Annotated in this window: 18 protein-coding genes; 9 read left to right on the plus strand and 9 right to left on the minus strand. The window is 71.7% G+C overall.

What is annotated here, in order from left to right; translation table 11 throughout:
* Position 1 precedes the first annotated feature (1 nt).
* A complete protein-coding gene (locus LZG04_RS08770; RefSeq protein WP_233815052.1) occupies positions 2–2044 on the minus strand; it encodes an acyltransferase family protein in 2043 nt (680 codons plus the stop codon).
* A gap of 428 nt (positions 2045–2472) precedes the next feature.
* Between LZG04_RS08770 and gap the strand changes: the two genes are divergently transcribed.
* From gap to LZG04_RS08795, 5 genes are all read left to right on the plus strand, one after another.
* Positions 2473–3477 (plus strand): type I glyceraldehyde-3-phosphate dehydrogenase, encoded by a 1005-nt coding sequence (gene gap / locus LZG04_RS08775; RefSeq protein WP_073894620.1) that lies wholly within the window; start codon positions 2473–2475, stop codon positions 3475–3477.
* A gap of 22 nt (positions 3478–3499) precedes the next feature.
* Positions 3500–4663 carry a phosphoglycerate kinase gene (gene pgk, locus LZG04_RS08780; protein WP_233815054.1) on the plus strand — a complete coding sequence of 388 codons (1164 nt, stop codon included), beginning with the start codon at positions 3500–3502 and terminating at the stop codon, positions 4661–4663.
* Positions 4663–5451: a triose-phosphate isomerase gene (gene tpiA, locus LZG04_RS08785; RefSeq protein ID WP_233815056.1), complete on the plus strand. Its 789-nt coding sequence runs from the start codon at positions 4663–4665 to the stop codon at positions 5449–5451. The genes pgk and tpiA overlap by 1 nt, the downstream gene beginning before the upstream one ends.
* Before the next feature lie 90 nt (positions 5452–5541).
* Positions 5542–5775, plus strand: a complete 234-nt coding sequence (secG, locus tag LZG04_RS08790) for a preprotein translocase subunit SecG (RefSeq protein WP_077005759.1) — start codon at positions 5542–5544, stop codon at positions 5773–5775.
* A 36-nt stretch (positions 5776–5811) separates the two neighbouring features.
* A complete protein-coding gene (locus LZG04_RS08795) occupies positions 5812–6156 on the plus strand; it encodes an RNA polymerase-binding protein RbpA (protein WP_015103628.1) in 345 nt (114 codons plus the stop codon).
* 61 nt (positions 6157–6217) lie between these two features.
* On the opposite strand, the gene LZG04_RS08800 is transcribed toward LZG04_RS08795, so the two are convergent.
* Positions 6218–6997: a hypothetical protein gene (locus LZG04_RS08800; protein WP_233815058.1), complete on the minus strand. Its 780-nt coding sequence runs from the start codon at positions 6995–6997 to the stop codon at positions 6218–6220.
* A gap of 186 nt (positions 6998–7183) precedes the next feature.
* On the opposite strand from LZG04_RS08800, the gene LZG04_RS08805 reads away from it, so the two are divergent.
* On the plus strand, positions 7184–8005 hold the full coding sequence (locus LZG04_RS08805; RefSeq protein WP_233815060.1) for a hypothetical protein: 822 nt from the start codon (positions 7184–7186) through the stop codon (positions 8003–8005).
* The gene (locus tag LZG04_RS08810) at positions 8002–9732 is read left to right on the plus strand and encodes a serine/threonine-protein kinase (RefSeq protein WP_233815062.1); all 1731 of its coding nucleotides are present in this window, start codon (positions 8002–8004) and stop codon (positions 9730–9732) included. Before LZG04_RS08805 ends, LZG04_RS08810 begins: the two co-directional genes overlap by 4 nt.
* 299 nt (positions 9733–10031) lie before the next feature.
* Here LZG04_RS08810 and LZG04_RS08815 read toward each other — a convergent pair whose 3' ends face one another.
* From LZG04_RS08815 to tkt, 7 genes are all read right to left on the minus strand, one after another.
* Positions 10032–11321, minus strand: a complete 1290-nt coding sequence (locus LZG04_RS08815) for a sensor histidine kinase (protein WP_233815064.1) — start codon at positions 11319–11321, stop codon at positions 10032–10034.
* Positions 11322–11588: 267 nt separating this feature from the next.
* Complete coding sequence (gene pgl, locus LZG04_RS08820) at positions 11589–12368, minus strand: 6-phosphogluconolactonase (RefSeq protein ID WP_233815066.1); 780 nt, start codon at positions 12366–12368, stop codon at positions 11589–11591.
* Positions 12365–13600: a glucose-6-phosphate dehydrogenase assembly protein OpcA gene (gene opcA, locus LZG04_RS08825; RefSeq protein ID WP_233815068.1), complete on the minus strand. Its 1236-nt coding sequence runs from the start codon at positions 13598–13600 to the stop codon at positions 12365–12367. The genes pgl and opcA overlap by 4 nt, the downstream gene beginning before the upstream one ends.
* A complete protein-coding gene (zwf, locus tag LZG04_RS08830; RefSeq protein ID WP_233815070.1) occupies positions 13597–15138 on the minus strand; it encodes a glucose-6-phosphate dehydrogenase in 1542 nt (513 codons plus the stop codon). Before zwf ends, opcA begins: the two co-directional genes overlap by 4 nt.
* Entirely contained in the window at positions 15135–16751 is a 1617-nt protein-coding gene (locus tag LZG04_RS08835; protein WP_233815072.1) for a glucose-6-phosphate isomerase, read from the minus strand. The genes zwf and LZG04_RS08835 overlap by 4 nt, the downstream gene beginning before the upstream one ends.
* Before the next feature lie 25 nt (positions 16752–16776).
* Positions 16777–17889, minus strand: a complete 1113-nt coding sequence (gene tal / locus LZG04_RS08840) for a transaldolase (RefSeq protein WP_233815074.1) — start codon at positions 17887–17889, stop codon at positions 16777–16779.
* Between the two features lie 21 nt (positions 17890–17910).
* Positions 17911–20004, minus strand: a complete 2094-nt coding sequence (gene tkt, locus LZG04_RS08845) for a transketolase (protein WP_233815076.1) — start codon at positions 20002–20004, stop codon at positions 17911–17913.
* A 255-nt stretch (positions 20005–20259) separates the two neighbouring features.
* Between tkt and LZG04_RS08850 the strand changes: the two genes are divergently transcribed.
* Entirely contained in the window at positions 20260–21183 is a 924-nt protein-coding gene (locus LZG04_RS08850) for a heme o synthase (protein WP_233815078.1), read from the plus strand.
* Positions 21184–21229: 46 nt separating this feature from the next.
* Positions 21230–22057 carry a hypothetical protein gene (locus LZG04_RS08855; RefSeq protein WP_233815080.1) on the plus strand — a complete coding sequence of 276 codons (828 nt, stop codon included), beginning with the start codon at positions 21230–21232 and terminating at the stop codon, positions 22055–22057.
* Positions 22058–22060: the final 3 nt, after the last annotated feature.

Genomic DNA, 22060 nt, shown 5'->3' on the forward strand with positions numbered 1-22060 from the left:
GTCAGCGCAGCCCGAGGGCGACGACGAGCGGGTCGACCAACGACCTGACGTAGGTGGCGGTGAGGTGGTTGTCCCGGAAGACCACCACGTTGCCGACCACCGCCGGGCAGGTGTCGGCGCGGCAGATCCAGTCGGTCAGGTCGACCACCCGCACGCCCGGCAGCCCGGTCGCGGCGACGGCCAGCGGGTCGGCCGACGAGCCGACGGCCGTCGATCGGGGCGTGTCGCACTCGCTCGGCCGGTCGGGGTGCCGTTCCAGGCAGGGCAGGACCGGGCGTCCCGGCCGGGGCAGTGCGCGGATCACCGCGACCGGGATGGCCGCGTCGGCCAACGCGCCGAGCACGGTCCGGTAGCCGTCGACCATGCGGGCCGTCGACTCCCACGTCCACTCGAGGTCCTTCAGGTAGGACTGCCGCGACATCGCGGCGGTGAGCACCAGGTCGGGTTTCAGGTCGCGGATGTGGTCCAGCTTCTTGAGGTTCTCCTCGGAGCACTCCGTCAGCGGCGTGCCCGCCTCCGACGGCGGCACGGCCGAGAACGGGCAGCCGTTGCGCACCATCAGGTGCACCTGCCACTGGTCGCCGTCGCGGCGGGCGAACTCGGCCAGCGCGGTGCTGAACTGCGCGGCGTGCGAGTCGCCGACGACGACCAGGGTCTTGGCGGCGTCCGGGTTGCCGATCACGCACGACGCGAGCCCGTCGCCCAGGTCACGGGTGGTGCAGTCGTCGTGCGGCCAGTCCTCCGCGGCCACGGCGGGCACGGGCGCGAGCGGGACGCCGGCGGGCACGGGCAGCGGGCGGTTCGGGTCGAGGGCCAGCGCGCCGGGGTGGTCGGCGTCGATCACCGACCGGCCGCGCAACGCCGCCAACGTCGACTCGGCCGCCGCCCAGCCGCCCGCCGCGACCGCGACGCTCACCGCGACCATCGCCACGCCCAGCCCGTAGGTCGTGCGCCTGCGGTCGGGCTTGCGGCGTCGGAACGGGTCCTCCACGAAGTGCTTGGACAACGCCGCCAGCACCAGGCTCGCCGCGGCGGCGGCCAGCGCCTCGGGTCGGGCCAGGGAGTCGCGCCCGGTCACCTCCAGCACGAACACGATGACCGGCCAGTGCCACAGGTACAGGCTGTAGGAGATGTCGCCGACGTAGGTCAGCGGCCGCAGGCCGAGCACGCGGGCCAGCGACTCCTCCCCAGCGAGGAGCATCGCGGCGGCCCCGGCGGTCGGCAGCGCCGCGACCCAGCCCGGGAACGCCATGCCGGTGGTGAACCGGAACGCGCTCACCAGCACCGCGGCCAGCCCGCCCCAGCCCAGCAGCAGGCGTGCCACCCGGCCGGGCCGCAGCCGGTGCAGTGCCATCGCGGCCAGGCCGCCGACGCCCAACTGCCACATCCGCGTCGGCGTCACGAAGTAGGCCGCGCCCGGGTCCACCGGCGTGTACCAGACCGAGAACGCGAACGACGCGACCGTGATCACGCCGACCGCCACCGCCGCGTACCGCACCGGACCGCCACCCCGCCGGGCCGCCGGCACGGCCGAGGCGAGCAGCACCACCGGGATGACCAGGTAGAACTGCTCCTCGACGGCCAGCGACCAGAAGTGCTGCACGGGCGACGCGCCGACGCCCGCGTGCGCGTAGTCGTTCGACAGCACGGCCAGCAGCCAGTTCTGCGCGTTGGCGGCCGAGAACACCACCTCCCGCAGCACACCCGGCCGGCGGGACTGCGGCAGCACCGCGAACACCGCCGCCGTGACCGCCAGCAGCACGACCGTGGCCGCCGGCAGGAGCCTGCGGATCCGCCGCGCGTAGAAGTCGAGCAGCCCGACCCGCCCGGTGCGCCGGATCTCGCCGGTGAGCGTGCCGATGATCAGGAAGCCGGAGATCACGAAGAACACGTCGACGCCGACGAACCCGCCGGGCAGCCACCCGGGGCGCAGGTGGTAGACGACCACCAGCCCCACGGCCAGCGCGCGCAACCCCTGGATGTCGGCCCGGACGGCGGGCCTGCTCGCGACCCGGGCGGGCGCGAGCGGCGGTTCGTCGGTCACCAGCGCCACTGCCCACCACCCACGGCTCGAGGGAAAAAGCGGCGCAGCTTAACCCGTCCGTGCGCGAGTCCTACGTTCAGAACGCGAGAGTCCTACGCTCAGAACCCCCGAGTTCAACGCTCAGAACGTCACGCTGAGTAACACCCCACGCGCCCTGCACCCCGGTACGCGGCGTCATACGCTGGCGGTGGGCGGGCTCGGCGTCGAGGTGGCATGCGGCCGCACTCCGGGGTCACGAAGCCGCGTGACCGAGTTACCGCCAAGTAACAAGCCGGTCAAGCTGGATTTTCTTGTTCGATAAAGAGATGCTGGTGGTCCACGTGACCAGGGACGCAGGCCGGAGGCTAGGCTGACTCTCGGCTGCCTGGTCAGCCCATGACTGCACGCCCCTGGCGGACAACGCCAGTCGAGTACCGAGGAGACTCACCGTGACGGTTCGCGTAGGTGTCAATGGTTTCGGCCGCATCGGTCGCAACTTCTGGCGCGCCGTTCAGGCCAGCGGGCACGACATCGAGATCGTCGCCTTCAACGACCTCGGTGACGTCAACACCATGGCCCACCTGCTCAAGTACGACTCCATCCTCGGCCGTCTCGACGGCGAGGTGACCGTGACCGACGAGGGCATCGCGGTCGACGGCAAGGTCATCAAGGCCCTGGCCGAGCGCGACCCGGGCAAGCTGCCCTGGAAGGACCTCGGCGTCGACGTCGTCGTGGAGTCGACCGGCTTCTTCACCGACGCCTCGGCCGCGCGCAAGCACGTCGACGAGGGTGGCGCGAAGAAGGTCATCATCTCCGCCCCGGCCAAGGGTGAGGACCTCACCGTGGTGCTCGGCGCGAACGACGACCAGTACGACGGTTCGCAGACCGTCATCTCCAACGCCTCGTGCACCACGAACTGCCTGGCCCCGCTGGCCAAGGTGCTGCACGACAGCTTCACCATCGAGCGTGGCCTCATGACCACGATCCACGCCTACACCCAGGACCAGAACCTGCAGGACGCGCCGCACAAGGACCTGCGCCGCGCCCGTGCCGCCGCGCTGAACATCGTGCCCACCAGCACCGGTGCCGCGAAGGCGATCGGCCTGGTCCTGCCCGAGCTCAAGGGCAAGCTCGACGGCTACGCGCTGCGCGTGCCCGTGCCCACCGGCTCGGCCACCGACCTGACCGTCACCGTGGGCCGCGAGGTCACCGTGGACGAGGTCAACGCCGCCTACAAGGCCGCCGCGGACGGCCCGCTGAAGGGCTACCTGCGCTACAACACCGACCCGATCGTGTCGGCCGACATCGTCACCGACCCGGCGTCGTGCATCTACGACGCGCCGCTGACCAAGGTCATCGGCAACCAGGTCAAGGTCGTCGGCTGGTACGACAACGAGTGGGGCTACTCCAACCGCCTCGCCGACCTGGTCAACCTCGTCGCCAGCAAGCTCTGACCGAACAGGCGGATCACTCGCTGTGAAGACTCTCGACGATCTGCTCAGCGAGGGTGTCTCGGGTCGGCGCGTCCTCGTGCGCGCCGACCTGAACGTCCCCCTCGACGGCGACCGGATCACCGACGACGGCCGCGTCCGCGCGTCGGTGCCGACCATCAAGGCGCTAGTGGACGCGGGCGCCCGCGTCCTGGTCGCCGCCCACCTGGGCCGCCCCAAGGGCGAGCCCGACCCCAAGTTCTCCCTCGCCCCCGTGGCCAAGCGGCTCGGTGAGCTGCTCGGCCAGGACGTCGCGATCGGCACCGAGACCGCCGGCGACGGCACCGTCGTGCTGCTGGAGAACATCCGCTTCGACGCCCGCGAGACCAGCAAGGACGAAGCCGAGCGCGCCGCCCTCGCCGACGAGCTCGCCGCCAAGGCCGACGCGTTCGTCTCCGACGGCTTCGGCGTCGTGCACCGCAAGCAGGCGTCGGTCTACGACGTGGCCAAGAAGCTCCCGCACTACGCGGGCGGCCTCGTGCTGGCCGAGGTCGAGGTGCTGCGCAAGCTCACCGACGACACCCAGCGCCCGTACGTCGTCGTGCTCGGCGGCGCGAAGGTGTCCGACAAGCTCGGCGTCATCGCGAACCTGCTCACCAAGGTCGACCGGCTCCTCATCGGCGGCGGCATGGCCTACACCTTCCTCAAGGCCCAGGGCCACGAGGTCGGCGGCTCGCTGCTCCAAGAGGACCAGCTCGACCAGGTCCGCGGCTTCCTCGCCGAGGCCGAGAAGCGCGGCGTGGAGCTCGTGCTCCCGGTCGACGTGCTCGCCGCCGTCGACTTCGCGCCCGACGCGGAGTTCGAGGTCGTGGCCACCGACGCCATCCCCGCCGACCGGCAGGGCCTGGACATCGGGCCGAAGACCCGCGAGCTGTTCGCCTCCAAGCTCGCCGACGCGCAGACCGTGTTCTGGAACGGCCCCATGGGCGTGTTCGAGTTCGAAGCCTTCTCCGGCGGCACCCGCGCGGTGGCCGAGGCGCTGGTCAAGAGCGACGCGTTCACCGTGGTCGGCGGCGGTGACTCGGCCGCGGCCGTGCGCGCGCTGGGCCTGCCCGAGGACGGGTTCTCGCACATCTCCACCGGCGGCGGCGCGTCCCTGGAGTACCTCGAGGGCAAGGAACTGCCCGGCGTGTCTGTGCTGGAGGCGTGATGGCTCAGCGTCAGCCCCTCATCGCGGGCAACTGGAAGATGAACCTCAACCACCTCGAGGCCATCGCCCTGGTGCAGAAGATCGCCTTCTCCCTGCCGGAGAAGTACTTCGCCAAGGTCGAGGTGGCGGTGCTGCCGCCGTTCGTCGACATCCGGTCCATCCAGACCCTCGTCGACGGCGACAAGCTGCTGCTCAAGTACGGCGCGCAGGACCTGTCGCCGCACGACTCGGGCGCCTACACCGGTGACGTGTCCGGCCCGATGCTGGCCAAGCTCGGCTGCTCCTACGTCACCGTGGGCCACTCCGAGCGGCGCGAGTACCACAACGAGGACGACGCGGTCGTCAACAAGAAGGTCAAGGCAGCCCTCAAGCACGGCATCACGCCCATCTTCTGCCTCGGCGAGCAGGTGGACGTGCGCGAGGCGGGCGGGCACGTCGAGCACTGCACCGACCAGCTCGTGGCGGGGCTGAAGGGCCTCACCGCCGAGCAGGTGCGCGACGTCGTCGTGGCCTACGAGCCGGTGTGGGCGATCGGCACCGGCAAGGTCGCCTCGTCGGCGGACGCGCAGGAGGTGTGCGCGGCCATCCGGGTGAAGCTCGCCGAGCTGTACGGCGAGGACGTCGCTTCGGCCGTTCGGGTGCTTTACGGCGGCTCGGTCAAGTCCGGCAACATCGCCGAGCTGATCGCCCAGAAGGACGTCGACGGTGCTCTGGTGGGTGGAGCGAGCCTGGACGCGGACGAGTTCGCGAAGCTGTGCGCGCTCGCCGCGGGCGGACCTCTACCCTGATGTGATTGACACGCACCTTACCCGCGGTGGTCCACGGTCGGCAGTCGACCGGGTACTCTGTGGCGTCACCTGCCTGACAGCGAGGAAGAAATGATCCTGTTCCTGCAGATCCTGTTGATCGTCTCCAGCCTGCTGCTGATCCTGCTCGTGCTGTTGCACCGCGGGCGCGGCGGCGGTCTGTCCTCGTTGTTCGGCGGCGGCATGCAGTCCAGCCTGTCCGGTTCCAGCGTGGTCGAGAAGAACCTCGACCGGCTGACGTTGTTCGTCGGTGCGGTCTGGGTGATCGCCATCGTGGGCATCGGGCTGCTGATGAAGGTCAGCTGACACAGGGAAAACCACGTGGTGGGGGTGTGAGGGTCGATGGCTGGTGGTAACGCGATTCGCGGTACCCGCGTCGGCGCAGGCCCGATGGGCGAATCGGAGCGCGGCGAGTCCGCGCCCCGACGTCGGGTGTCGTACTGGTGCGCGAACGCGCACGAGTCTCGGCCGTCGTTCGCGGTCGAAGCCGAGATCCCGGAGAACTGGGACTGCCCCCGGTGTGGTCTGCCGGCCGGGCGCGACGAGCAGGCTCCCCCTGCTCCGCCGCGCAACGAGCCGTACAAGACGCACCTGGCGTACGTGAAGGAGCGCCGCTCCGACGCGGACGGTGAGGCGATCCTCGAAGAGGCGCTCACCAAGTTGCGCAAGCAGCGCGAAGAGCCCTGACCGGCTCGGGAACCAACGGCACGACGGCCCTCGCGGGATCACCGCGGGGGCCGTCGTCGTCTCACGCGCGCTTGGCGAACAGGCCGCTGAACTGGCGTCGCACCAGGATCGCGCCGACCAGCAGGAAGAACACCAGGATCACCAGGGTGGACGTCGTGCCGCCGGTGGAGCTGGTCAGCGCCACGTCCACGCTGCCGACCAGCACCACGCCGCAGTCGGCGCGGATCACGTGGCGGCCCGGGTGGATCGTAGTGAACTCGACCCGGGTGCTGAACGTGCCCGAATCGTCCGCCTTGGCCGTGCCGACGTTCTCGCCCAGCGAGCTGAGCCGCACCGGCGAACCGGGGTCGCAGCCCGTGCCCGTGGCGGTCAGCGGGTCGCCCGGCTGGATGTTGTCCTTGTCCAGCGTCAGGGCCCCGTCACCGTCGAACGGCGTCGTGGTGGTGGGTGCGGTCGGTGCGGAGCTGTCGGTCGTGGTCGTCGTCGTGGTTGTCGTGGTGGTGGTCGTTGACGACGTCGTGGTGGTGGTGAGCGGCGGGCGCGTGGTGGTCGTCGTGGTCACTAGGGGAGCGGTGGTCGTGGTGACCGGGGCAGCGGTGGTGGTCGTGGTCGGCCTCGGCGTGACCGTGAAGCCGTCCGTGGGGTTCGACGTCGCCGCGCACACCGGCCGTGCCGTGACCCGGTGCGCGCCCACGCCCGCGTCCGACGGCACGGTCGCCGTGCCCGACCCCGCGCCACGACCCGCGTGCCGCCCGCTGCCGATCACCTTGCCGCCGTCCCAGATGATCCGGACGGTGTAGTCGGAGCAGTCCGGGTCGAGGTACACGCCGGTCCAGCTCAACGTGAACGTGCTCCCCGGCGGACCGGTGTCCGGGTTCGCGGTCGCGACGCCCTGCTGCTGCGCCGATACCGGTGCCGCTACGAGCGCCGTAACGGCATAGGTCAGGGCACCGAGTAGAGCTAATGTTCCTGCCGATCGCATACCCGACTCCCGGACCAGTCCGCCACCCACCGATGAGGTGCCCTTGTGAGACGCATTATGAGCAGCGTCGGTTTACTGCTCCTGTGCGGGATCTTCCTCGGCGTCGCCCCGGCCGGCGCGGCCGGGGACGCGGTCACCATCGACGCCGCGGTGGACGGAACCCAGGTCGGCGAGGGCGAGCTGCTGCTCGACCCGACCCGCGCCTCCCGGATCTCCGTGACCGTCCACAACGGAACGGACACGGTGCGGCACATCAAGACCGTCCGGCTGTCCGGCACCGCGCTCGCGCTGACGTTCTTCTCCTACGACACCACCGTGCCGTTCGACGTGCCGGCCAAGCAGAGCGTCACCCGCGGGTTCGTGCTCGACCTCGGGCAGCTCGGCGCGCAGGCGACCGGCCTGCTGCCCACCGAGATCGAGGTGCTCGACACCAACCGGGACGTGATCGCGTCGATCGGCGTGACCGGGGACGTGCGCGGGTCGGTGTGGTCGGTGTACGGGGTGTTCGGGCTGGCCGTGTTCGGGCTGACGCTGCTGGCGTGGGCGGGCGCGTTGATCGCGCTGGCCCGCCGCCGGCTGCCCGCCAACCGGTGGCAGCGGGCGATGCGGTTCCTGCCCGCCGGCGTCGGCACCGGGCTCGTCGCGGTCATCTCGCTGTCGGTGCTGCGGGTCGTGGCGCCGTCACCGGCCGCGGAGGTCCCGTTCCTGCTGGGCGCGGCCGCGGCGGCGTTCGCCCTCGGCTACCTCACGCCGCACCCGGACGCGGACGACTTCCCGGGCGACCCGATGGGACCCGGTCCGGTCGACCCGGCCGACCCCGAGAGCACGCAGCGCATCACGCGGCCGTTGCCCGGCGGTGTGGCGTGACGGTGTCGGCGAACGTCGTCGCGGCCTTGCCGCAGTACGACATCGGCGCCGAGGTGGGGCGCGGCGGCATGGGCGTCGTGTACGCGGCCGTGCACCGGCCGTTGGGGCGGGCGGTGGCGGTGAAGCGGCTGCCCGGCGTGCTGGCGTCGGACGAGCGGATGAGCGCGCGGTTCGCGCACGAGGCGCGGCTGCTGGCTCGGCTGGACCACCCGCACATCGTGCCCGTGTACGACTACGTCCAGGACCGCGGCGAGCACCTGCTGGTGATGGAGAAGCTCGACGGTGGCACGGTGTGGTCGAAGTTCACCGGTTCAGGTGTCACGCCGGCGCTGTCGTGTGCTTTCGGCCTGGCGATGCTGTCCGGTCTGCACGCCGCGCACGAGGCCGGGGTGCTGCACCTGGACGTGAAGCCGAAGAACCTGCTGTTCACCGCCGGCGGGGTGCTCAAGGTCGCCGATTTCGGGATCTCGCAGGTGGTGAGCGAGGGCGCGACGCTGGTGACGCACGGCGGGCAGGTGCTCGGGACGCCCGCGTACCTCGCGCCGGAGCAGGCGTTGGGCAACCCGCTCAGCCCGGCGGCCGACGTGTACGGGGCGGCGACGGTGCTGTACGAGCTGCTGAGCGGCCGGTTGCCGTTCGACAGCGGCGGTGGGGCGTTGGCGATGATTCAGCGTCACGTCTACCAGCAGCCGCGTCCCCTGACCGAGGTACCGGATCCACTCGCCCGAGTGATCATGCGGGGGATCGAACGCGACCCTCAGTCCCGGTACCGCAACGCGGAGACGTTCGCGGTGGACCTGGCCGGCGCGGCGGCCGAGGTGTTCGGCAGGGACTGGCTGCTGCGCCTGGGCACCCCCGTCCACCTGACCCCGCAGGTCGCCGCCGCGAGCACTCGCCCCGCCGCCGGCCCCGCTGCCTTCGCGGCACGCGAAACCCTCGCTCTCCCGGTCCGCGCGACGCTCGCGGACACCCCGCCGACGCCCGTGCGGCTGGGCGCGGACACCCTCGTCCCGGCCGCCCAGGTGCTGACCGCCCAGGTTCCGGCCGCCCAGGTTCCGGCCGCCCAGGTTCCGGCCGCCCAGGTGCCGGCCGCGCCGAAGCCCACCACCCGGTGGTTCGCGCCGGCGGCCGCCCTGGCCGCGGCGCTGATGATCGCCACCCCGTTCGCCGTGCCGGGCCGCGCCCTGCCGGTCCTGGCCGCCGACCTGAGCAAGCCGGTCCCGGTCGGCGAGGGCGACCCGACCACCGCGCGCCTCACCGTGACCGCCGCCGGCATCACGCTGGCCGACGTCCCCGCCCTGTCCCCCGACCCACCGACCACGTCCCCGTTGACCTTCGAACTCCCGGGCGCGAGCCGCTGGGTCGTGGGCGGCGCGGCGGTGGCCACGGTGACGGCCGACGGCAAGTCCACCGACTACTCCCTCCAGCCGCCCACCCACCCGCTGATCAGCATCATGGGCGCGGGGAGCGCGGTGCTGCTGCTGTTCGCGCTCGCGTACCTCGAGTCGATCCTGCGGTCGCTGCGACGGCGTCCGACGGGCACCGGGGCCGGCGCGTTCGCCATGGCCGCACCGCTGGGGTTCGGGCTGGGGGTCGCGGTGTGGCTGCTGCTGTCCGTGCTGCTGCGCCACACGCCCGACCTGTGGCCGGCGCTCGTGTGCGGCGGGCTGGGTGCGGTGGCGGCGGTGTGCACGGCCGTGGCTGCCCGGCGTTCCGCTGCGCGTTGATCGCGTTCGGCTCGCGCCGGGGGCGTTCCACTCGCGCTCACGGCTGTCGGCTCCGGTCTGTCGGCTCCGGTCTGGCGGGAGGGTTGGCGGCTCCTGGGGTTGGCGGGCTCCGAGTCGGCGGCTCCTCGGGTTCGGAGTCGGCGGGGTTCGCGGTTGGCGGGCTCCCGCGGGTTCGGGGGGTTGGCGGGGTTCGGGGGTTGGTCGGCGGTCCTCGTTGTTTCAACCGACGTTCGAGGTCCAGGATAACGGCGTTTTGGTTGATGGGAGTTCGACAATCACCCGATAGTGGTCCTGGTTGGTCAGTGTTCCAGGGTTCTGACCAGCGGGAACGTTACCTTGACCGCGAAGCCGCCGCTGTCCGTCGGGCCGGCTTCCAGCTCGCCGTCCAGCAACGCCGCCCGCTCCCGCAGCCCCACCAGGCCGTGCCCCCCGCTGGGCAGCGTCACGCCATCCACCGACCCACCGTCCACCGCCCCCACCGGGGCCTCGTTGCGCACCTCCACCCGCAGCTGGTCGGCGTCGGCCACCACCAGCACCGCCGTCGGCGCGCCGCCCGCGTGCTTGCGCACGTTCGTCAACGCCTCCTGCACCGCCCGGTACGCCGCGCCCGACACCGGGGCGGGCAGGTCGGACACCGGACCCCGCACGGTCAGCGTCGCCGGGATCCCCGCGCTGCTCACCAGTTGCGCCAGGTCCTCGACGCGAGGCTGGGGCGAGTCGTCGCCGTTGGTCGTCCGCAGCACGCTCACGAGCTGCCGCAGCTCGTCCAACGTCCTGGTGCTCAACATCCGGATCGTCCCGGCGACCTGCTTGGCGTCCGGGTCGGCCGCCGCCATCCGCAGGGCACCCGCCTGCATCGCGATCAAGCTCACCTGGTGCGACACGACGTCGTGCATCTCCCGCGCCAACCTGGCCCGCTCGTCGGCCCGCACCGCGTGCGCGTGCAGCATCCGCTCCCGCTCCCGGCTCGCGGCCAGCTCGGCGATCCGCGCCGACAACTCCTCCCGCGCGTGCGCGAGCAACCCGATCGCGATCGGCATCCCGGCCACGATGCACCCGTAGATCGCGTTGTGCACGTGGGTCTTCCAGCCCAACGCCACGAACTCGTCCGGCGGCCACACGAAGAACCGGCTCAACCACACCAGCGCGGCCCCGGTGTAGGTCGGCGCCGACAGCAGCTTCTGCCGCGCCAGCACACCGAGCGCGATCATCGCCGCCAACTGCGCCCACCCGGCCAGGAACCCGGGCACGGTGACCAGCACGACCAGGAACGGGAACCGGCGGCACCACGCCACGGCCGCCACCGAGATGACCGACAGCACGTAGTTGTACGGCTCGGCCTCGGGCACGACCCGCAGCCACACGTCCAGCGCCGAGACCCCGACGGCCGCCACGTCGAACGCCAGCCGCCGGTGCCGCGAGGAGAACCGCCCCGACAGCCACCCGACCACCCGCCCGAGCGCCCCGAGCCCGAGCGCCCCGAGAGGGGCAGCACGACGCACCCGCTCGGTCGGAACGCCGTTGACCCGACCGCTCGGCAGCCTTTCGACAGCGTCGCCGGTCAGGGTCCGACCTCCCGTGTCAGCCATCCGCCGGTCCTCACCGTACTGCGCTGCCATCACGCTTGGCATGACCCGCCTTTCCGCCCCGACGTGCGCCGCTCCCACCCGATCACCCTTCGAGATGCTCTGATTACCCGAAAGGGACGGCCGGCGGCAGACAAAATTGCGAGCGCGAACGTCCGGTGAGCGGACAACGTGCGTGTCAGGCGGTCGGGAGTGCGCCACATCACCCCCGGAACGCCGACTGCCGCCGTCCCGGACGACGGGACGGCGGCAGCGGGAGCCGGGTGGCGGTCAGGCCAACGGCGGGGTGAACAGGTCGGGCACCTTCGCCGCGGCGGTCGAGTCGAGCAGCCACAGCGTGCGCCGGCGACCGCGAGCGCCCGCGGCGGGCAGTTGTGCCTCGCCCGCGCCGGTCAGGGCCATGGCGACGGCGGCGGCCTTCGCCGCACCCGTCGTCATCAGCCACACCTCCTGCGCCGCGCGGATCGCGGGCAGGGTGAGGCTCACCCTGGTCGGCGGCGGCTTGGGGCAGTTGCGCACCGCGACCACGCGGCGCTCCTGCTCCCGCACGGCCGGCGACTCGGGGAAGATCGAGGCGACGTGCCCCTCCTCCCCGACCCCGAGCAGGCACACGTCGAACGACGGCACGGAGCCGTGGTCCTCGGGGCGCGCGGCGGCGGCGAGGACGTCGGCGTACGCCTCGGCGGCGGCCTCCGGGTCGTCACCGAACCGCCCGTCCGACGGCTCCATCACGTGCACGCGCGACGCCGGCACCGGCACGTGGTCGAGCAGGGCCTCCCGCGCCTGGGTCTCGTTGCGCTCCGGGTGCCCGGCGGGCAGGAACCGCTCGTCGCCCCAGTACAGGTCGACCCGGGTCCAGTCCACCGCGTCCCGGGCGGGCGTGGCGCGCAGGTGCTCCAGCACGGCGATGCCGGTGCGCCCGCCGGTCAACACCAGCGACGCCGACCCGCGCGCGGTCTGCGCGTCCACCAGCCTGGTCACCAGGCGGGCGGCCGTGGCGGCGGCCAGCAGGTCGCCGTCACGGTGCACCACCACTTCGGGACGGCTCACGAGCCGGCCTTCGCCTTCGCGGCCTTCGAAGCGGCCCGGGGAGCCTTCGGGGACGCCTTGGCGGCGGCCTTCGCACCGGACGCCTTGGCCGCGGCGGCAGCCTTGGCCGGAGTCTTGGCCGGGGCCTTCGCGGGCTTGCCGTCCCCCTTGCCGTCGGTCGACGCCTTGGCCTCCACCGCGGCGTCGGCCTCGACCTTCGCCTCGACCTTCGCCGCGGGCTCGCCGTCCGACTTCGCCTTGGCCGCACCGGACGCGGCACCCGACGCGGCCCGCGCGGGCTTGCGCGTCGCGGGGGCGGGCTTCGCCGGGGTCCGGCCGCGCACGACCTTGCCCAGCGACCGCAACGCCGCCTCGTACACCTCGTCCGGGTCGAGCCGGCGCAGCTCCTCGGCCAGGCAGTCGCGCACCTGGCGGCGCTGCAACGCCACCCGCCGCTCCGGCTGGCCCGGCTGGGTCAGCGCGCCGACCTTGCCGTCCGGGCGCGACAGCTCCACCGGGCCGGACCGGCGCTCCAGCCGCACGTCCACGATGCCCTCACCGCTGGTGGCCTTCAGCCGCTTCACCGGCACCCGCAGGCACCCGGCGAGCCACGCGGCCAGCAGGTCGGTCGACGGCGAGTCGCTCTCCCCGCTCACCTCGGCCTCGGTGACCTTCTCGTACGGCGGCAGGTCGAACGCCGACGCGAGCATCGCCCGCCACAGCGTCAGCCGCGTCCACGCCAGGTCCGTGTCGCCGGGCCGGTAGCCGGACCGGCGCTGCTCCAACGCCCTGATCGGGTTCTTCTCCGCCGCCGTGTCGGTGATCCGGCGCTGCGCGAGCTGACCGATCGGGTCCTCCGCGGGCACGGGGGGCGCCTCGTTGGGCCACCACGCCACCACCGGGGTGTCCGGCAGCAGCAGCGGCACGACGCACGAAGCGCCTTCGTTGGCCAGCTCGCCGTACAGCCGCAGCACGACGACCTCGGACGCGCCCGCGTCGCCGCCGACGCGGATCTGCGCGTCGAGCCGGGGAGCGGCCTTGCGCGCGCCGCGCGCCACCACGATCACCCGGCAGGGGTGCTCGCGACTGGCGTCGTTGGCCGCGTCGATGGCCTCCTCGGTCTTGGTGCCGTCGTCGGTCACGATGACCAGCGTCAGCACCCGGCCGAGGGTGACCGCGCCGCCCTCCTCGCGCAGCCGCACGAGCTTGCTGTTGACCTGCGACGTGGTGGTCGAGGGCAGGTCGATGATCACGGACGCCTCCAGTGCCTGCCGGTGCGGGCCAGCATCTCGTCCGCCGACGCCGGTCCCCAGGTGCCTGCCTTGTACTTCTCCGGCGCGCCGGTGGCGCTCCAGTGCCTGATCACGGGGTCGAGGATCTCCCAGGACAGCTCGACCTCGTCGTTCTTCGGGAACAGCGACGGCTCGCCGAGCAGCACGTCCAGCAGCAGCCGCTCGTAGGCCTCGGGCGAGGACTCGGTGAACGCGTGGCCGTAGCCGAAGTCCATCGTGACGTCCCGCACCTCCATCGAGTTGCCGGGCACCTTGGACCCGAACCGGATGGTCACGCCCTCGTCCGGCTGCACCCGCACCACCAGGGCGTTCTGCCCCAGCTCCTCGGTGGCGGTGTCGTCGAACGGCAGGTGCGGCGCGCGCTTGAACACCACGGCCACCTCGGTGACGCGGCGGCCCAGGCGCTTGCCGGTGCGCAGGTAGAACGGCACGCCCGCCCAGCGGCGCGTGTTCACCTCGCACGTGATGGCCGCGTAGGTCTCGGTGACCGAGTCCTTGGCGAACCCGCCCTCCTCCAGCAGGCCGGGCACCTTCTGCCCGCCCTGCCAGCCGCCGGCGTACTGGCCGCGCGCGGTGGTCTCGTCGAACGGCCCGATCGCCCGGGTCGCGGAGAGCACCTTGACCTTCTCCGCGCGCAGGTCGCTCGGCCGGAACGACACCGGCTCCTCCATCGCGGTCAGCGCGAGGAGCTGGAGCAGGTGGTTCTGGATCACGTCACGCGCCGCGCCGATGCCGTCGTAGTAGCCCGCGCGACCGCCCAGGCCGATGTCCTCGGCCATGGTGATCTGCACGTGGTCGACGTAGTTGGCGTTCCAGATGGGCTCGTAGAGCTGGTTGGCGAAGCGCAGCGCCAGGATGTTCTGCACCGTCTCCTTGCCGAGGTAGTGGTCGATGCGGAACACCGCCTCCTCGGGGAAGACCTCGTTCACGATCCGGTTGAGCTGCCTGGCGCTGGCCAGGTCGTGGCCGAACGGCTTCTCGATGACCACCCGCCGCCACTGGTCGGGCTGGTCGGTGGGCGGCGTGGCCAGGCCCGCGCGCTTGAGCTGGTTGACCACCGTGGTGAACGCGCTGGGCGGCACCGACAGGTAGAACGCGTGGTTGCCGCCGGTGCCGCGGACGCGGTCCAGGTCGGACAGGGTCGCGGCGAGCGTGTCGAACGCGGCGTCGTCGTCGAAGGTGCCCTGCACGAACCGGATGCCCTCGGAGAGCTGGTTCCAGACCTCCTGCCGGAACGGCGTGCGCGCGTGCTCCTTGACGGCGTCGTGCACGACCTGCATGAAGTCCTGGTCGGCCCAGTCGCGGCGGGCGAAGCCGACGAGCGCGAAGCCCGGCGGCAGCAGGCCGCGGTTGGCCAGGTCGTAGATGGCGGGCATGAGCTTCTTGCGCGACAGGTCACCCGTCACGCCGAAGATCACCAGGCCCGAGGGGCCGGCGATGCGCGGGAGCCGCTTGTCCCGCGGGTCCCGCAACGGGTTGCGCTTCGTAGGCGCGCTCACGAACCGTCCTCCTGGATGGCCTCGACGAGCTGCGCGAGCCCGGCGACGCGGTCGGTCAGGTGCAGCCGCAGCACCGGGCGGCCGCGCTCGGCGAGCACCTGGCCGTCACCCAGCGCCTGGGCCAACTGCAACGTGCTGAGGTCGTAGGGCCTGCCCGGCACGTCCAAGTCCTGCTCGGACGCCCCGGTCAGCTGGAGGAACACGCCGTTCTGGTGACCGCCCTTGTGGTACTGGCCGGTCGAGTGCAGGAACCGCGGTCCCCACCCGAACGTGGTCTGCAGGTGTGAACGCTGCGCCAACTCCGGGCGAACGAGGGCGAACGAGGCGTCGTCGACACGGTCGAGGTACGCCTGCACGGACAGGTAGCCGTGCTCGGGCGCGGCGGCGACGAGCGCCCGCAACGCCTCGGCGACCGTCTTCACGTCCGCCGGCAGCCAGCCCTCGCTCGGGTAGGCCTCGATCGGACCGTCCACGAAGGCCGGTTCGACCGACGCGGCGGTGGGCGCGTCCAGCAGCGACCGGGCCGCCTTCTTCGCCGCCTCGACGTCGGGCTGGTCGAACGGGTTGATCTCCAGCACGCGGCCCACCAGCGCCGTCGCGTACTCCCAGACCAGGAACTGCGCGCCGAGCGTGCCCTCGACCGACAGCGTGGACGAGCCGGTGGCCGGTCCGATCGCGACGGTCGTGGCGTCCGTGCGGGCGTCGACGAAACCGGGCGCGCCCGGACCCTCGACGACCACCGGCAGCAGGCCGGTGCCGTTCTTGCCGGTCGACTCGGCGATGAGCTGCTCGGCCCAGTCGCCGAACCCGGCGATGCCGGACCCGGTGTCGGCGAACACCACCTTCTCCGCGCCGTGCGCGTGCGCCACCGCGAACGTGGCCGCCAGCACGACCGCCGGGTTGTCCGGCGAGTCGGCCGACACCAGCGGCGCGGCCGCGGCCGCCTCGTCCAGCAGCGCGCCGATGTCCGCGCCCGCCAGCCCCGACGGCACCAGGCCGAACGCGGTCAGCGCCGAGTAGCGGCCGCCGACGTGCGGGTCGGCCAGGAACACCTTGCGGTAGCCGGCTTCCCGTGACGCGGCCTCCAGCGGCGAGCCCGGGTCGGTCACCACGACGATGCGCGACGCCGCGTCGATGCCCGCCGCGGTGAACGCCGCCTCGAAGATCCGCCGGTGGCTGTCGGTTTCGACGGTGCCGCCCGACTTGGACGACACCACCACCACCGTGCGCTTCAGGTCGCCCGCCAGCGCCTCGGCCACCTGGCCGGGGTCGGTGGTGTCGAGCACCACCAGCGGCACGCCCGCGGTGCCCGTGATCACCTCGGGCGCGAGCGACGAGCCGCCCATGCCGGCGAGGACCACGCGGTCCACGCCCTCGGCGAGCAGCTCGTCGCGCAGCGCGGTGATCTCCGCGACCAGCGGGCGGGACGTCTCGTGCAGCGTTGTCCACGCCAGGCGGATCGACGCCTCCGGCTCCGCGTCAGGGCCCCACAGGGTGGCGTCCCCGGCGGTGAGCCTGCTCGGCGCCGAATCCCGGACCAGGTCGCCGATCACGGTGTCGACCTGGTTCTGGTTGGGTGTGCGGACGATCTCCACGGAGATCACCTCGGTCATGTCAGTCCTGTCCCGTTCTCGGCTGTCAGCCCTTGGCCTGGTTCAGCTGTCCGGTCACCGTGTCGAGCAGTTCGGCCCACGACTTCTCGAACTTGTCGACGCCTTCGGTCTCCAGCGCGACGAACACGTCGTCGAGGTCGATGCCGACCCCGACCAGCCCGTCGAAGACCTCCTGCGCCTCGGCCGCGCGACCGGTGACCTTGTCACCCTCGATCTTGCCGTGATCGGCGACCGCGTGCAGGGTCTTCTCCGGCATCGTGTTGACCGTGTCGGCCACCACGAGCTGGTCGACGTAGCGGGTGTCGGAGTACTGAGGATCCTTCACGCCGGTGGACGCCCACAGTGGACGCTGCGCGCGGGCCCCCTCGGCGGCCAGCGCCTCCCACCGCTCACCGGTGAACGTCTCCTCGTAGGCGGCGTAGGCCAGCACCGCGTTCGCGATGGCCGCCTTGCCGCGCAGCGCGGCCGCCTCGGGGGTGCCCAGCGCGTCGAGCCGCTTGTCGATCTCGGTGTCCACCCGGGACACGAAGAACGACGCCACGGAGTGGATGCCGCGCAGGTCGTGGCCTCCTGCCTTGGCCTGCTCCAGGCCCGCGATGAACGCCTCCATCACGAGCCGGTAGCGCTCGACGGAGAAGATCAGCGTCACGTTCACGCTGATGCCCTCGGCGAGCACCCGGGTGATCGCGGGCAGGCCCTCGACCGTGGCGGGGATCTTCACCAGCAGGTTCGGCCGGTCCACGGCCTTGGCCAGGTCCAGCGCCTCGGCGACGGTGGCCTCGGTGTCGTTGGCCAGCCGCGGGTCGACCTCGATCGACACGCGGCCGTCGACGCCGTCGGTGGCGGTGTAGAGGTCGCGGAACAGGTCGCACGCGTTGCGCACGTCCGTGGTGGTGATCTCCCGCACGGCGGCGTCGGTGTCCGCGCCGCGCGCGGCCAGCTCGCGCACCTGCTCGTCGTAGACCGAGCCGTTGGACAGGGCCGTGGCGAAGATCGTCGGGTTGGTGGTGACGCCGACCACGTGCTGGTCGGCGATCAACCCGGCGAGGTTGCCGGTGTTGAGCCGCTCGCGGGACAGGTCGTCCAGCCAGATCGACACGCCCGCGTCGCTGAGCGCGGCCAGCGGATTGGTGCTCATCTCGTCAACTCCCTGAAGTCTCTACTTGGTCCGGGACAGCGACCGGCGGGCCGCCGCGACGACGTTCTCGGTCGTGAACCCGAACTCGCGGAACAGCGTCTGGTAGTCGGCCGACGCGCCGAAGTGCTCGATGGAGACGATCTCGCCCGCGTCGCCTGCGAACCGGTGCCACGGCTGCGCGATGCCCGCCTCGACCACCACGCGCGCCTTCACCGACGACGGCAGCACCTGCTCCTGGTAGCTCTTGTCCTGCGCGTCGAACCACTCGACGCTCGGCATGGACACCACCCGGGCGGCGACGCCCTCGGCCGCCAGCACCTTGCGGGCCTCCACCGCGATCTGCAGCTCCGAGCCGGTCGCGATCAGGATCAGCTCCGGCTCCTCGTCGCCCTCCAGCACGTAGCCGCCGCGCGCCACGCCCTCGACGGCCTTCTCCTTGGTGCCTTCGAGCACCGGCAGGTTCTGCCTGGTCAGCGCGATGCCCTTCGGGCCCTCGGCGTTCTCGATCACAGCGCGCCACGCGGCGGCCGTCTCGTTCGCGTCGCCCGGGCGCAGCACGGTCAGGCCCGGGATCGCGCGCAAGGCCGCCAGGTGCTCGATCGGCTGGTGCGTGGGACCGTCCTCGCCCAGGCCGATGGAGTCGTGCGTCCACACGTAGATGACCGGGGACTTCATCAGCGCCGCCAAGCGGACCGCCGGCCGCATGTAGTCGCTGAACACGAGGAACGTGCCGCCGTACGGGCGGGTCGGGCCGTGCAGCGCGATGCCGTTGAGGATCGAGCCCATGGCGTGCTCGCGGACGCCGAAGTGCAGCGTGCGGCCATACGGGTTGGCGTTCCACATCTTGGTGGAGATCGACTCGGGGCCGAACGAGTCGACGCCCTTCATCGTGGTGTTGTTCGACTCCGCCAGGTCCGCCGAGCCGCCCCACAGCTCCGGCAGCACGTCCTTGAGCGAGTTCAGCACCTCGCCGGAGGCCTTGCGGGTGGCCACGCCCTTCGGGTCCGGGTCCCACGACGGCAGCGCGTCGGCCCAGCCCTCGGGCAGCTGGTTGTTCACCAGGCGGTCCAGCAGCGCCTTGCGCTCGGGGTTGGCCTGCGCCCACGCGTCGAACGAGCGCTGCCACTCGGACTTGGCCGCCTCGCCGCGCTTGATCACCGCGCGGGTGTGCTCCAGCACCTCGTCGGCGACCTCGAACGTCTGCTCGGGGTCGAACCCGAGGATGCGCTTGACCTCGGCGACCTCGTCCGCGCCCAGGGCCGCGCCGTGCGCCGCGCCGGTGTTCTGCTTGTTCGGCGCGGGGTAGCCGATGATCGTGCGCAGCAGGATGAACGACGGGCGCTCGGTCTCGGCCTTGGCGTTCTCCAGGGCCTCCAGGATGCCCTTGACGTTCTCGCCGCCCTCGACGACCTGCACGTGCCAGCCGTAGGCCTCGTAGCGCTTCGCGGTGTCCTCGGACAGCGCGATGGTCGTGTCGTCCTCGATGGAGATCTTGTTGTCGTCGTAGATGACGGTCAGGTTGCCCAGCTTCTGGGTGCCCGCCAGGGACGACGCCTCGGACGTCACGCCCTCCTCGATGTCGCCGTCGGAGGCGATCACGAAGATGTGGTGGTCGAACGGGCTCTGGCCGGCCGGGGCGTCCGGGTCGAACAGGCCCCGCTCGCGGCGCGCGCCCATGGCCATGCCGACGGCGGAGGCGAGGCCCTGGCCCAGCGGACCGGTGGTGATCTCCACGCCGTTGGTGTGCCGGTGCTCGGGGTGGCCGGGGGTCTTCGAGCCCCACGTGCGCAGCGCCTTGAGGTCGTCCAGCTCCAGGCCGTAGCCGTTGAGGTACAACTGGACGTAGAGCGTGAGGCTCGAGTGGCCCGCGCTGAGCACGAACCGGTCGCGGCCGATCCAGTCCGCGTCGGCCGGGTCGTGCCGCATCACGCGCTGGAACAGCGTGTACGCCAGCGGCGCGAGGCTCATGGCGGTGCCGGGGTGGCCGTTGCCGACCTTCTGCACGGCGTCGGCGGCGAGCACGCGGGCGGTGTCGACCGCGCGCTTGTCCAGGTCGGTCCAATCCTCGGGCAGGTGGGCTTCGGTCAACCGGGCGATGTCATCGGTGACGGACACTGACTTCCAGCTCCAAACTCACTAGGCGGCGGTTGTGACGGCCGGCGTGAACTTAATCGATCCCGTCAGGCCCGATCCGCGGCTACCAAGGTCCGCCGGCCAGCCTAGTCCGACTCGCGGACCCTCGTAGCACTCACGCTCTGTGGGTGTACGCACAGGCGTGGTTGGTGCGTTCAGGGAGTACCCGAACGGGCTGCTCGAACCACCCGCGGTTACGATCGGCACCATCCCCGACCTGTTGAGGAGCGCGACGCGATGAGTGCCGTCACCGAGGCTCCGGCGCGGTCGCCCCGGCAGGTCGTCGGCGCGTACGTGGCGCTGACCAAGCCCCGGGTGATCGAGCTGCTGCTGATCACCACCATCCCGGCGATGCTCCTGGCCGCCCGCGGCCTGCCGCCGCTGTGGCTGATCGCGTGCACCCTGGCGGGCGGCACCCTGGCCGCGGGCTCGGCGAACGCGCTCAACTGCTACGTCGACGCCGACATCGACTCGGTCATGAAGCGCACCAGCGCCCGACCGCTGGCCAAGGACGCCATCCCGCCGCGCAACGCGCTGATCTTCGGCATCGTGCTCGGCGTGGTGTCGTTCGGGTTCCTGTGGCTGACCACGAACCTCATCTCGGCCGTGTTCGCGGTGGCGACGATCCTGTTCTACATCTTCGTCTACACCCTGGTGCTCAAGCGTCGGACCTCCCAGAACATCATCTGGGGCGGCATGGCCGGCTGCATGCCGGTGATCATCGGCTGGTCCTCGGCGACCGGCACGGTGGCGTGGCCCGCGCTGGTGATGTTCGGCGTGATCTTCTTCTGGACGCCGCCGCACACGTGGGCGCTCGCGATGAAGTTCAAGGAGGACTACGCGCGGGCCGGCGTGCCGATGCTGCCGGTGGTGGCCACGGCGCAGCAGGTCACGCGCCAGATCGTCATCTACTCGTGGATCACGGTCGCCTGCACGCTGCTGCTCGCGCCGGTGACGTCGTGGATCTACGTCGTGGTGGCGGCCGTGTCGGGCGTGTGGTTCGCGGTGTTCGCGCACCGGCTGCACGGCGTCGTGCGGCGGGGCGGGTCGACCAACACGATGAAGTTCTTCCACCTGTCGAACCTGTACCTGATGCTCGTGTTCTGCGGCCTGGCCGTGGACGCGGTGATCGGGCTGCCGGTGCTCGGCTGGCCGTTCTGAGCTTGATGCGCTTTCCGCATATTTGCGGATAGCTAGCCTGATCGACATGGCTGTGCAGGGGGATGGACCGCCACCCGATCGGGGGTCGTTCGACAAGGCGACAGTGGACCGCTGGCAGGTCTTCGGAGGCATGGCCGGCGTCGCCGGGCTGGTGCTCTCCGTGCTCGGCGGCATCAAGGACCAGGTGCCGCTGTCACTGCTCGCGGCCGGTGCCGTCACCCTGGTGGGCGTCTGGCTCCTCTACCGGTGGGGTCGCCGACCGGACCAGCAGCTGACCAAGCACTTCGTGGTGCCGGTGCTGCTGACCGTGGTGGGCGCGGTCACGGGCGGCGTGCTCGTCGGCCTCGAACTGCGTCCGACCGATGGCTCCGCCCAGCCTGCCACCACCGGCACCACGACCACCACGACCGCAGGGGACCGCGAGTCCTCCCCGGCCGCGACCACGACCGCAGCGGCTGCCCGGACGACCACAACCACCACTACCACTGCGGCTCCGGTCCCCGAGGGGCAGCTCCGCCGCGGCCAGGTGACGATGAACTACGACTACTCCATCGAGCTGGACTCGACCACCGAGCAGAACGGCGGGGTCACCGCCAAGGCGACGCAGCGGACCGACCTGAAGTACGAAGGCGGCTTCCGGGCCGCGCAAGTCGTCCTCGTGGCGGAGAAGCTCGCCGAGGCGCCGCCCACCTACCAGGAGTGCGTGGCAGCCACGGCCGTGGACGACTACATCGACAGCGACTTCGTCCGGCAGGGCGCGTCCTTCTGCGTGAAGACGACAGAGGGCCGCTGGGCCGGTCTGGTGGTGGTCGACGTCGACTCGTACCGCTGGGTCAAGTTCGACCTCGCCGTGTGGAACACGCCCGGGCAGTGACGC

This window comes from Saccharothrix sp. S26, assembly GCF_021390395.1.
GTDB lineage: Bacteria > Actinomycetota > Actinomycetes > Mycobacteriales > Pseudonocardiaceae > Actinosynnema.